The sequence below is a fragment of the Fibrobacter sp. genome (assembly GCF_045601785.1).
In the GTDB taxonomy this organism is placed as follows: domain Bacteria; phylum Fibrobacterota; class Fibrobacteria; order Fibrobacterales; family Fibrobacteraceae; genus Fibrobacter.
Window position 1 is genome coordinate 41,092 of record NZ_JAZSAF010000003.1, and the last position, 12,845, is coordinate 53,936.

The window sequence follows — 12,845 nt, forward strand, 5'->3', positions numbered from 1 at the left end:
TTTGCCATGAAAAAAATACTACTCGTTCTCCTACTTAGCATCGTAGCGTTTGCCGAAGGCGAGCCTGGGATTCCCGCCCTAGTCGAACTGACGAGCGGCACCAAGCAGGCGGCTCAATTTCTTGGTATCGAAAACGACACCGTGAGCCTGGGGGGCACCATCCAAGGCAAGTTCACCGTCATCCGCATTCCCAGGGACAGGTTCAAGAGAATTGTCGACGAAAAAGGCAACGACCTGCTGACAATAGCCAATTCCACCGCGACAACCAAGGGCTCCTTAGGCAAGGACTCCGTTTCGCAAGTCGCCACTGGCGACTCCACGGCCGTCCTGGATTCTTCCGTGAACGACAGCAACGCCTTCGCGGTTTCCGAGCCCACCTTCCTCGATTCCGTCAGCACCCACCATATTTTTGTTTCCTTCGAGCGGCGCAACTCCGACTCCACACTCGCAAACCAGCTTGAAAACCTGATCATCCGACTGCTCAAGGAATCGGGAAATCCCATTACGACGATTTCACGGACAAAGTTCAGCAGCTGTAGCGATGCCGGCTGCATCAGGGACTCGCTCACCGCGCATGGCGCAGCCTCCGCCTACATCGGACGCATCACCGCCGCAAGAACCCCCGATTCTGTCGCCATACAGATGACACACTTTGTGGTTGAAGATTCCGCTCAAGTCCGCCCCTACGCCGCACAGATGAATTTGTCTGCAATGCGCTCAATGAGCGACGCCCTTGCAAAGAACAAACTTAGCCGTTTCGTGGCACAGCTGCAGGGCGACACGCTCGCATCCATTCCCGCCGAATCAAGCGGCAAGAGCTTTGTACGCATCGAGACGACCCCCGACGGTTCCAATATTTCCATCAGGGGACGCGACGACATCTGCAAGAGCCCCTGCACCTTCGCCATCACCGATACCGGCAAAGTGGAGATATTCTCGTACTGGGGATTCGACAAGCAGCTGTGGGGCGCAAAGGCATCGGTAGCCCCGATTCCCGGCGACACCGCCAAGATATCGCTCAAGCTGAAGCGGGTACGCCCCGAACTCCTAGTAAACACCATTCCCGAAGGCGCAGAAATTTTTGCAGGTTCAACTCCGCTTACCAAAAGCACCAAGCCTATCGGACACTCTCCCGCTAAGTTTACCGTATACGAACCCGGATTCTCCACCGTCCAAGTTCGCAAGGCGGGCTACCGCGACACCATGCTGACGGTCTACGCCGCACCTACCGAAATCACCGATGTCAGCATAGAGCTTACCCCCATTTCCAACAAACAGGAGCTTGTACTTCAAGAGGAATGGCGGCACGAACGCAAGAAGAACACCATCGGCAAGACGCTGATGGGAACCTCCATCGCGCCTCTCCTACTGGGAGCGCTGTTCACATACCTCGCCTACACCGACTACGACGACGCGGACAGGATCAAACAGGAACTGGACAGGCCTTCGGCAGGAGGCGAAAACTACAAGGCGAAGGCCAAGGAGAACAAGGACCTGGTCCATAGCGGCGACCGAAAGATGATTATCGGGGGTTCGCTACTTGGCGGAGGAATCCTTCTTCTTGGATTCGGAATCGTGCTCACATTCTAAAAAAGCCCCAAAACGCCCCTTATTTCTACCACCAGCCCCCTTTTGGGCCAAAGAAAAATTAAATTTAGGACGATGCGTAGACTACTTACCCTATTGACTTTTATTGCAGCGGTATCCTATGCCGCCGATTTTGAACGAATCAACTGGCGTTCACAGATTTACTTGCAGGCCGAACCGGCCTTCCTGAATTTCAAGACGGACTCGTCGAACACCCTGATTACCGGCGGAATTGACAAAGACGTCCTTACCGTCCCGGCATCCGTAGGCTTCCTCTGGTCGCCGCTCATCACTCCCGCATGGAAGGCGGACATTCCGTTTACCATTTGGCTTGGCCTGGAGGTCAACTCCATCCAGTTCGGCACCATCGAAGACAGCCCCAAGTACCACTTTTATAACAAGACCAAGGGCAAAGAAGATAACTCCAGCCCTCTCGACGACGAAACGCTCTCGTTCCTGACGTATGCCCCCTCCGTTGTTGGCGGTTTCTCGTTCAACTTGGTCGGCGATCTTGATCTGCGCGTACTCGGCGGCTTCGGCTTCCAGTTCTTCTCTTTCTATGACAAGTTTGGCGGACACATCGAACAATATACCGACTACGTGAACACCGCCTTCGCATCGGGCGCCCTCGAATACCGCATCACCGAGATTTTCAAGGACGTAGACCTGAAGGTGGGCCTCAACGTCCGTAAGGAATTCCTCCCCTACGAAAACATCAAGGCCCGTAAAAAGGACAACAAAGAAGCTCCGTCCCCGTACTCTGGTCTCGTGTTCGACGAAGTTTCCTACAAGTGGCCCGTACGCATCGGCTTGGAATTCTCTCTCGACTTCGGCCGCGAAAGCAGACGCGACCGCCGCACCCGCTACGAGCTGCATGACCGCGACGACGTGCTGCGCAAGTACAGCGAAGTCAAGGACACGCTCAGTGACTGGGACTGCATGGCCATCGAACGCGACTACCGTTTCTACCTCGATAAGGACGGCAAGCTCCCCGACATGAGCGAAGCCTACACCCGCACGCAGTTTGCAGACGTTCTCGAAAGCTTCCTCGCCTTCTGCCACCCGGCAGACCTCGCCACCAAGGAAGCCCTCTACGCCACGCTCGACAGCGGCAAGATCCAGATCAAGGAATACCAGGTCAAGCAGGAAGACTCCCGTTTCGACCAGGTCATGGCCAGCAACGATCCCGAGATGCTGGAAATGTTCCTGCAGTACTACCCCGACTCCCCGCGCAGGGCCGAAGTCGAAGCCAAGCTGCGCTCCCTGGGTGAGTACGACAAGTTCCGCGCCATCCAGGCACAGAACACCTTCAAGGCCTACCTTACCTACCTGAACGACAATCCGAACGGAGCATTCCGCGACGAAGCCGAAGCAGGCATCTTTGAACTGGTCAAGAGCGGCAACCGTCTCAAGGACTATGAAATTTACCTGAAGCGCTTCCCCAACGGCAAGTATGTCGAAGAAGCCAAGGCGGCACTCCAAAGGGCCAACAACCAGAACTCCATAATCGAATACCAGACCGGCGAAACCTACAGCGAACCGGCACAGCAGGCCGAAGAGCCCGCCGTCGAAGAAAGCGACGAAGAAGAAGAGGAAGTCGAAGAGGCCAAGCCCGCCAAGAACAAGAAGGCAAGCAAAAAGGCCAAAAAGAAGGCAAAGAAGGCTGGCAAGAAAGCCAAAAAGAAAAAGTAATTTAGAGCCAAGTACTTTCTATATTTATCCTCATGAATAAAAAGCTCTTGGTCCTTCTCGCAATTACTTTGTTCGCAACAGCCTCGTTTGCAGACACCACCACAGCTGATTCCGTAAGCGCGGCCGCCGATGCAGCCGCCAAGGCTCCCGGCATCTACACCCAGATTATCGACTGGTACAATGAGCATCTGAACTACTGGTCCATTGCGCTCCTGATGGCCGTTGAAAGTTCGTTCATTCCGTTTCCATCGGAGCTCGTGGTGCCGCCCGCCGCCTACAAGGCGCTGCAGCCGGGTTCCGGTCTCAGCATCGTGCTGATTGTGGTGGCAGCAAGCGTAGGCGCTCTCGTAGGCGCATACATCAACTACTTCCTCGCCAAGTTCCTGGGCCGTCCCATCATCTACAAGTTCGCCGACAGCCGCCTAGGGCACTTCTTGCTGCTCGACACGCAGAAACTTGAAAAGGCAGAGAACTACTTCCGCGAACACGGAGCCATCTCTACCTTCGTGGGCCGCCTCATCACCGTGATACGCCAGTTGATTTCGATACCCGCAGGCATCGCGAACATGAAGCTGTTGCCCTTTACGCTCTACACCTTCCTGGGCGCCACCATCTGGAACTGCGTCCTTGCAGGCCTCGGCTACCTCGCCCACGGCCAGAAGGACATCATCGAGAAATACAACTCCGAGCTTGCAATCGCCCTCCTCGCCTTCGGCGCACTCTTTATCGGCTACATGGTCTGGAACGCTGTAAAAAGCAACAAGCCCAAAGCTTAAGCCTACCACAAAAATCAATCCAAACAAAAAATTTTACGGCAAGTTCTTGGACTTGCCTTTTTTGTACATAATTTATAATTGGACTTCCTAAACGCAGCACTTCACCTTTATGGTAGCGACTGCATCGAGCATATTTCTTTTTGAAAATTCGGAACAACCTGGGGCATTTATCAAAAGGCGCCGAGGCAAAGGCTCGCGAAATGGCTACAGAAATGCTTAAAGAGGGCGATTCCGTAGCAAAGAAAAAGCTCCCCGAAGGGAGCTTTTTGAATTAAGTGAATTAGATTACCAGCACTTGATCGAGGCCAACGCACAAGTAGCATTCAAAGTAAACGGACTGGTCAAAGACGATACAGGAATCTGCTTTTCCCAACCGATTGTGATGGATTCTCCATTAACAACCGCCGTGCAGTTACCACCTGCAGACTGGTCCGGATTCAGTTGAACCGTTGTCGGGCACGAAGAGGTGATTGTAATTGTATAGTCAACTCCCGCGACCATGGCCTTGTCATACGGCGCACTGATTTCATTTTCCGGTCCATTCGTTCCCTTAATCGACGGACAATCAAATTCGCTTTCAGTATTATCATCGTTTCTAGCAATGACCTTCGGAGTAACTGTAGTCGGTTCAGTAAATGTATAAGAACCAACATTAGTCGTTCCTTCTGCACCAACCCAGGTGAACTTATCTTCCAAGATATTTGCACCTGCAGAACTACATGTAGCAGTCCATGTCACCGTTGCACCGGCGGTATAATCGTAGGGCGACTTAAAGTCTGTTGCACAAGTACATGTAATCTTGGCACCATTCACCTGCAACGTCTCCGCGCAAACCTTGGTTTCTGTATTGCCATCTTTAGTCGTGACTTTTACGGTTGCAGTATACTTACCCGAATTAGGATAGGTCACAGCATCAGTCTTGAAACCAACACCTGTTCCGAGTTCGCCAAAGTCCCATTCATAGGTAAATGTTGCAAATTCCATCGGCTTATACAAAGCAGTATTACCTACAAACTGCCAACTAACCGATCCGCCCTTGTCAATCGGCGAAGTAACCGGCTTACAATCGCCAAGACCCGTCACAGGGGTTCCTGCAGAAGACGACGATGTCTGCTGGCCCGGGTCAATAATCGTAGCCGAAGAGGTCGGCCCGGTGTTGTCAATATCAATCTGTCCCTGAGCCGAAGAAAGACGGGTCTGTTGCTGCTGTTGCTGTTCTTCAGAGGAGCTGCTCACAGCGTCTTCGGGCGGCAGTTCAGTACCGTCGATATATCCCTGATACTGAATATAGCAGTCCATGTCCGCCTTGCAAGCGTTCTTCTGTTCTTCCTTAAAATTAACCCATGCATCATGATCAGGGTACTGCATGGCCATCAAGCCGTCAGCTTCGTCCATCTTGTTGATAGAGCCATCACCGCATGCCCAGAAGGACACGCCGGCGACCGCCATCAACGAAAAACCGGTTAAAAGTTTCTGCTTCATATAAAAACCTCTTTAAGCCGAAAAATACATTATTCAAAATAAAAGTGGTACAGCTGTAAGTAATTTCGTGTGAAAAATCACGAAAAAACGCCTTTTATAAACAAAAATTAACATTTAACCGAAGAACTATTCTTCGTCCACCGAAATCTTGCGCTGACCGGTAATGAACTGGTGCACGTAGGGGTTACTGGTGTTCTTGATCTCTTCGACCGTTCCGACTTCGATAATGCGACCATTATAGAGCATGGCAATGCGGTCGGCCACCTTGAAGGCACTCACCATGTCGTGCGTCACCACCACCGACGTCACCCCAAGCTTGCTCTGCATGTCAAGAATCAGGTCGTTGATCACATCGCTCGTAATCGGGTCCAAGCCAGTCGTCGGTTCATCGTACAAAAGGATTTCCGGGTTCAGGGCAATGGCACGGGCAAGGGCCACGCGCTTACGCATACCGCCCGAAAGTTCCGACGGCATCTTAGTGCGGAATTCCGGCACCAGGTTGATCATCTTGAGCTTTTCGGTCACCACATCCTGGATTTGCTTTTCCGAAAGCTCCGGATGGTGTTCGCGCAGGGCAAAGGCAATATTTTCACCGGTGTCCATTGAGTCGAAAAGGGCGCCCATCTGGAAAAGCATGCCCATCTTGCGGCGAATCGTATGGGTGTCAAAGAACTTCGGCGTACTAATCGTCACTCCGTCCACGGTCACCTCGCCACCATCCGGCTGCAAAAGCCCGATCATGTGCTTTAGAATCACGGACTTGCCACCACCGGACTTTCCGATAATCACCATCGTCTCGCCGCGGCGAATGTCGAGATTCACATCACAAAGCACATCCTGCGGACCAAAGGACTTCTTCAGTCCCTTAAGGCGGATGGCGATATCGTTCGGGTCGATTTTTACGTTTGGCATAGTGACACCTTAGAAGAACAATATAGCATCTAAAACAAAGTCAGCAATCAAAATCATAAGGCAACTCGAAACCACGACGCTCATCGTCGCGATTCCCACACCGCGGGCACCGGCCTTGGCATTGACTCCATGGTAGTAGCCCAGCAAGAAAATCAGAGTTCCAAAGACAAACGACTTGAGCACGCCCGACCACAAGTCCATGGGGTCGAACAGGTACTGCATCCCGGTCACATAGGTATAGGTGGTAATGTCTAGACCAAGAACGCAGACAATCCAGCCACCAATAACGGCAAGCGCATTCGAAATGATCGTAAGGCAGGGCACCATGGTAAAGAAGGCGACAAAACGCGGGAGTGCCAAGTAACGGTAGGTATCAAGTCCGAGTACCGTATAGGCGGCAAGCTCCTCCTTTTCTTTCATGGAGCCAAGCTCCGCCGCAACGGCAGAGCCCACACGGCCCGAAAGCACAATCGCGGTAAGCAGGGGGCCAAGCTCAATCAGAATCATCTTGCAGGCGGCTGTTCCCACAAACTTGTCTGCAACAAGGTTGTGGAATTCAAATTCGGCCTGCACGGTGGCCACCATGCCCGTAAAGATGGACGTCACGAACAGGAGCGGCAAGGACGACACGCCAATGGATATCATCTGCTTTACAATAAGCACCGGATTCTTGTGGATAAAGCGCAACTGCTTAAGCGTATTCAACAGTATGCAAACCACCTCCCCGATAGCGGAGATGCCCGTGACGATAATTTCGCCAATCCAAAAGAAGGGCTTAAGTATAGTCACCAAAATCCGCTCCTCCTTCATTGTAGGAATACGCCTCTCCACCCTCTTCGCCTTCGGGGGCTGCGTCGTAGAAGGTCGTATATTCCGGAATGAATGTCATGGGGATGTCCTTCACCGAACCGTTACGGTGCTTGGCCACGATGAGTTCCGCCGAATGTTTGTCCTCTTCGCGGTGAGTCTGCACGAACTTGCGTTCCACGAACCACACCATGTCGGCGTCCTGTTCGATGGAGCCCGATTCTCGAAGGTCCGAGAGCTGCGGGCGTTCGCGGCCTTTCTCTTCGACCTTACGGCTAAGCTGAGCAAGCGCAATTACCGGGATCTGCATTTCCTTCGCAAGGATTTTCAGACCGCGGGAAATGGCGCCGATCGCCACGGCGCGGTTTTCTTCGCGACCCGTCTTCATTAGCTGCAGATAGTCAATAATCAAAAGATCGAGCTTTCCCTTGCGCTTCAGCTGGCGCGCCTTGCTCATGAGTTCCATGATGCCCAAATCTGCATTGTCGTCGACATACAGCGGCGCCCTCTGAATCGGCGTCACCGCCGCGATAAGGCGCTTCTTTTCGTCGCTATTCAAGAATCCGTTACGCAGCTTGCTCTGGTCGATCTGCGCCTGGGAGCAGAGCAGACGCTGGGCGAGCTGCATGCCGTCCATTTCGAGGCTGAAGAACGCCACATTGTGCTGGTAGTTGATTGCCGCGTTTGCAGCGATCGTAAGAGCAAACGAAGTCTTACCGACACCGGGGCGCGCAGCAAGAATGATCAGGTCGGAATTCTGCAGGCCATTTGTCAGCTGGTCGAGTTCCGTTATGCCCGTGCGGATACCCGTGATGCCGTCCTTCCTGTTGTTCAGGCGGTCCAGAAGCGGCGACACGAAATCTTGGATGGGCTTCAAAGAATCGCGAATCTGGTCGTCGGCAATGGCAAAGATGTCGCGTTCCGCATCCTGCAGCACCTCGTCAGGGGCGGCAGCCGGATCCATTGCATTCTTGATGACCATCGAAGAGGACTTAATCAGCTTGCGGAGAGTCGCCTTCTTGCGCAAAAGCTCGATGTGCCAGCTGGCATTCGCCGAAGACGCCACCGATTCCATAAGTTCGAACAGGTATTCGCGGCCACCCACCAGCTTGAGCTTGTCCATTTTTTCAAGCTCGGATGCAAGTGTCACCAGGTCAATCGGCGTCACGTTCCTGTTCAAGGTGCAAAGGGCGGTCCAGATTACCTGGTGCTTTTCGAGATAGAAGAAGCTTTCGTCCTTGATGACCATGATGGCTTCGCCCATCACTTCGGGATCGCGGAGGATACCGCCCAGGAGGCAGCGTTCTGCATCCAAGTCCATCGGGACCTGACGACCATCAAAACCTTTCTGTTGATTATCGAAATCGGGCATAACACATTGGCAACTACTTTTCGTCGCCGTCCATTATAATTTTAAGTTCTTTAAGTTTACGCCACAGGGTGGCGCGGCTGATTCCCAGGCGCTTGCAGACTTCGGTACGGTTCCCCTTGCAGACGCTCAGCGCTCGCAATATGTAGCGCCGTTCCATTTCCTCGAGCGGCAAGAGCTCTTCGGAATCCTTTTCCGATGCGGCAGGCAGTTCCCTTGGCTTTACGGACTCGAAGGATATCCCCGGCACTTCCACCGGAGACACTTCGATGGATTTCCCTTCTTGAGCCCCCGAGCCCTTGATATGGGGAATGGCCACGGCCTGCTCGCGGGCACACTCCTGCACGCCTTCGGGCAGGTCTTCTAGCCGAATCACACCGCCTTCGGCAAGGACGGTGGCATGTTCGATGATGTTTTCCAGTTCACGGATATTGCCCGGGTACGAATACCTGGTAAGGGCATAGAGTGCCGCGGGCTCAAGGTCCACAATCTCCTTGCCCTGAGCATCCTTGTTCTTCAGAATAAAATACTTGATCAGGTTCGGAAGCGCAGGCTTGCGTTCGCGCAGCGGGGGCAGGAGCAGGTGGAACGTGTTCAGTCGGTAATAAAGGTCTTCGCGGAAGCGGCCTTCCTGCATGGCTTCCTGCAGGTCGCGGTTGGTTGCCGCAAGGACTCGCACATCCAGGTACTGCGGCTGAGTGTCGCCCACGCGACGAATCTCATGGTTCTGCAAAAAACGGAGCAGTTTCACCTGGGTCGCCGGCGAAAGCTCACCAACCTCATCGAGGAACAGGGTGCCCCCGTTTGCCGATTCAAAGAGGCCCTTCTTGTCGGCAGTCGCTCCCGTAAACGAGCCCTTCTTACTTCCGAAAAGTTCACTTTCGACCAGGTTCTCGGGAATCGCGCCGCAGTTTACCGCCACAAAGGGCTCGGCGGCGCGCTTGCTGTAGCGGTGAATGACGTTTGCAAGGAATTCCTTGCCCGAACCGGATTCGCCGGTAATGAGTACGGTGCTGTTGGTGGGCGCCACCTTGTAGACGGTCTTTAGAATCTTGCGCATCTCGGGGGTGTTGCCGAGAAGCCCGTCCAGCACCTGGGATTCCATGAGCTGGTTGTTGGACTTGTTCAACAGCTGCGCACGCACCTTCTGCGTCGTCGTTTCCAGCTGCGAAATCGTAAGCGGCTTCTTTAGGAACGTGTTCGCGCCGCGGGTAATGGCCGAAGCCGCCCCCTGCCAGTTGCGGTCGTCACAAAGGACAAAAACTTCAATGCCCGGGTGACTTTCCTTGAGAAAGCTCACCATGTCCATATTCTCTTGCATCAAGAAAGGAACTTCGATAAACGCCAGGTCTATCGAATTCTGCTTGACGATGGGCATTAAGTCACTCTCGCGGGTGCAGGTAAGCAAAGTTGTACCTGCAACAGACCAAGAGTGCTGGATATCGCCGATAAATTTCTGATCCAAATCCGCGATCAGGACATTCATCGGAAACCTACTACGAATGGTTCTTGATGATTTCTTCGACCTTCGCGCGAAGGGCCTGCAAGTCTACCGGTTTGTTGAAGGTCGCGGCAGCATCAAAGTGCTGGGCAGTCATCAGGTAGTCCTCGGCAGAGGTTCGGCCACCGCCACTCACGGCGATGGTACGGTCGCTCATGCCCAGACGGCGCAAGTCGAGAATCACTTCGTAACCATCGACATCGGGCATAATGATGTCCGTGATGATCACATCGTAGGTCTTGCTCTGGTACAAAGCCTTGGCTTCGCGACCATTCTTGGCAGTTTCAACATTGTAGCCCTTGATTTCAAGAGCGGACTTGAGCATCAAATTAAATTGCTCGTCGTCATCAATAATCAGGATCGTAGGCACTAGCCCTCCTTCGTTTCAGTTTCCATTGGCCAATATAGATAAAATGTAGTTCCTTCGCCCAGAGTTGTCTGCACCGTAAAGTAGGCATTGCCCTCTTTTAGGAGCCTTAGGGCCGAAGAAAGGCCCAGCCCCAGGCCTTCGCCGGGAGCCTTTGTCGTGAAAAACGGTGCAAAAATACGTTCCAGGGTGCCCGAATCCATGCCCGTACCCGTATCGGAGATTTCGAACTTGGCATAACTGCCCGCAGGTACCGGCGGAGCATAGGGCGTTACCAGCTGGGATTCGAGAACTTCAGGATAAAGTTTGAAGGTCAGCGAACCGCCGCCCGTTTCCTTCATGGCAAACAGGGCGTTGTTGGCGAGGTTACTGATAATGCGGTCGAGAGACGCCACAATGCCACGGACCTTGAGGCTCTTGTCGAGTTCTTCGCTATGCACCTTCACGTTAGGCGGCAAGGTCAACGAAATCTTGCGGACCACGTCTTCAATAATCATGTAAGGCGAGAACACGATTGCAGGCGTTGCCGCGTTCGCATTGCCGCGAATGGCATTCAGCAGTTCGTTGAGCGAATCCTTGCCGCGCTGGGCGGCCTTCTTCGCTTCCGAAATAAACGTGTACACCTGCGACTGCTTATCTTCGATCACTTCTTGTGCAATCTCGAGGAAACCCAACTGCGAGCCGAGAATGTTGTTGTAGTCGTGCGCAAACGCGCCGCAAATGGTTCCCAGTTCTTCGAGGCGAGAATGAATGAACTTCTGTTCGCGCAACATGTTCCGTTCCTGTTCGAGCCTGCGCTGCTCGGTCATATCCACTTTGAGGCAGAGTGTCTTGTAGGGTGGCTGCCCTTGCTGGATAATCGGGATGTACATATTGTCAAACGACTGCACCACGGCACCCGTTCGAGCAAGGCGGTTCGCTTCGTCCTGCGAAATTTCCTTGCCGTCCTTATCTTCGTACGAGCTGTAGACCCTCACCTCGCCATTTTCACGGGCTTCCGTTTCGTAGGGCGAAATATCCTCGGGATTGTCGCGGGCGCCCTCGCGCGATCCGCGCTTTTCCAGGTCCTGCTGATTCTGCTTCTGGTACACGCCCAGTTCGCTCTTGTACCACACGCGGAACGGGAGCGCATTAATCAGCGTGTTCAGCACATTTTCCTTTTCGGCCTTGATAGCCGCTTCCTTGTTCAACCGGTCCTGATAGCGCACCAGATCGTGGGTGTATTCCACATACTGCTCGTTCAGCGTCTTGATATTCTGCTGCAACAGAAGCGTCTTGGACTGGTCAATGAAAAAGGCGATGTTTATAACGGTAAGTAGCGTCTGGCGGCACTTGAAGAAGTAGATTTTCATCACGTGGGTTTCGCCATTGATGTTCATACGAACATCGCTATAGACTGTCTCCCTAAAGAAATCCAGGTTCGGCGGTAGCACGCTCTTGATCGATTTTCCGCACAAATTAATTGAAGACTGTCCCAAGAGCTTGGAGGCGCCATGGTTTACCGAAGTAATCCTGCCCGCATCGTCAAAGCAGATGATGCCGTCTTCGATCTTTGAAATCAGCTTTTGCAGGAACCAGAAGGAGCTCTTGTCCTTGAACCTGGCCGACGTATAGTACTGACCGCAGAGAACCGCAAGGAACAGCGTCAGGAACTGGTGCCAAATGAAAAAGTGGAATCCGCCATGCCATGCGCCAAATTTCGTTGTCGCAGGAATAATAAAGTCGAATGTGACCGAAAGGACAAGCAAAATGATAAAGCTGCCTGCCATGTAGACACCGGTCTGCGCAATGGTCTGGTCCAGCGAAAAAAGGGAGCCGCGCAGAAGCTGGTACACAATCGAGATGCAGGCAGGCAAGAAGAATACCGCATAGACAAGCATGAAGCACACAAATATCGGGTAGTCCTCGAACGGGTGGAACCCGAATACGCTTATCTCTGTGATGAAGTTTGGAACAAAGATCAACAGGCAGGTCAAGGCGACCACTACCACGATGCTTAAAATCCAAGACACCATCTTAAGCACAGAATGGCGACTGAGCAAAATGAGTTCGCCCATGTCGTAGACCGCGATTCCCACACGTGTCCAGCAGAGCGCCTGAAGTCCAAACAGCAGCTGCCTTCCGATATAGGCGGGAGTTCCCGGGTCCATCTCTCCGCTAAAGAAGCCAATTCCCAATATACCACAGAGGTTCCACGCCACGTTCGCAACGACCATCTTGCGAAGCGGCAAGGGAAGGCGACGAGTCGTCATCTTCCGCTCGAGCATCACCGGGAAATAAAGGGATACAACGAGTGCAAGCACCGAAAGCACCAACAGGTATGGGGAATCGGAATACAGGCACTCGGACATT

Annotated in this window: 11 protein-coding genes; 4 read left to right on the plus strand and 7 right to left on the minus strand. The window is 53.1% G+C overall.

The genetic code is table 11. The features are described from left to right. Window positions 1-6: 6 nt before the first annotated feature. The 4 genes from ACKI61_RS00595 to ACKI61_RS00610 all read left to right on the plus strand — a co-directional run bounded on the left by ACKI61_RS00595 (window position 7) and on the right by ACKI61_RS00610 (window position 4,330). Window positions 7-1,590: a PEGA domain-containing protein gene (locus ACKI61_RS00595; RefSeq protein ID WP_407455884.1), complete on the plus strand. Its 1,584-nt coding sequence runs from the start codon at window positions 7-9 to the stop codon at window positions 1,588-1,590. Between the two features lie 72 nt (window positions 1,591-1,662). After that, complete coding sequence (locus tag ACKI61_RS00600; protein WP_407455885.1) at window positions 1,663-3,279, plus strand: tetratricopeptide repeat protein; 1,617 nt, start codon at window positions 1,663-1,665, stop codon at window positions 3,277-3,279. A 32-nt stretch (window positions 3,280-3,311) separates the two neighbouring features. Further along, window positions 3,312-4,055, plus strand: coding sequence for a DedA family protein (locus ACKI61_RS00605; protein WP_407455886.1), 744 nt, complete (start codon window positions 3,312-3,314; stop codon window positions 4,053-4,055). A 140-nt stretch (window positions 4,056-4,195) separates the two neighbouring features. Beyond that, window positions 4,196-4,330 carry a hypothetical protein gene (locus ACKI61_RS00610; protein WP_407455887.1) on the plus strand — a complete coding sequence of 45 codons (135 nt, stop codon included), beginning with the start codon at window positions 4,196-4,198 and terminating at the stop codon, window positions 4,328-4,330. Window positions 4,331-4,340: 10 nt separating this feature from the next. Here the strand turns inward: ACKI61_RS00610 and ACKI61_RS00615 are convergent, their stop codons facing one another. The 7 genes from ACKI61_RS00615 to ACKI61_RS00645 form a co-directional block, all read right to left on the minus strand. Continuing rightward, window positions 4,341-5,537 (minus strand): PKD domain-containing protein, encoded by a 1,197-nt coding sequence (locus tag ACKI61_RS00615; protein ID WP_407455888.1) that lies wholly within the window; start codon window positions 5,535-5,537, stop codon window positions 4,341-4,343. 126 nt (window positions 5,538-5,663) lie between these two features. Continuing rightward, a complete protein-coding gene (locus ACKI61_RS00620; RefSeq protein WP_407455889.1) occupies window positions 5,664-6,449 on the minus strand; it encodes an ABC transporter ATP-binding protein in 786 nt (261 codons plus the stop codon). 9 nt (window positions 6,450-6,458) lie between these two features. After that, on the minus strand, window positions 6,459-7,238 hold the full coding sequence (locus ACKI61_RS00625; RefSeq protein ID WP_407455890.1) for an MlaE family ABC transporter permease: 780 nt from the start codon (window positions 7,236-7,238) through the stop codon (window positions 6,459-6,461). Further along, window positions 7,225-8,628 (minus strand): replicative DNA helicase, encoded by a 1,404-nt coding sequence (dnaB, locus tag ACKI61_RS00630; protein ID WP_407455891.1) that lies wholly within the window; start codon window positions 8,626-8,628, stop codon window positions 7,225-7,227. Before dnaB ends, ACKI61_RS00625 begins: the two co-directional genes overlap by 14 nt. A 13-nt stretch (window positions 8,629-8,641) precedes the next feature. Continuing rightward, complete coding sequence (locus ACKI61_RS00635) at window positions 8,642-10,111, minus strand: sigma-54 dependent transcriptional regulator (protein ID WP_407455892.1); 1,470 nt, start codon at window positions 10,109-10,111, stop codon at window positions 8,642-8,644. A gap of 10 nt (window positions 10,112-10,121) precedes the next feature. Then, entirely contained in the window at window positions 10,122-10,496 is a 375-nt protein-coding gene (locus ACKI61_RS00640) for a response regulator (RefSeq protein WP_407455893.1), read from the minus strand. Then, window positions 10,496-12,844, minus strand: a complete 2,349-nt coding sequence (locus tag ACKI61_RS00645) for an ATP-binding protein (protein ID WP_407455894.1) — start codon at window positions 12,842-12,844, stop codon at window positions 10,496-10,498. The genes ACKI61_RS00640 and ACKI61_RS00645 overlap by 1 nt, the downstream gene beginning before the upstream one ends. Window position 12,845: the final 1 nt, after the last annotated feature.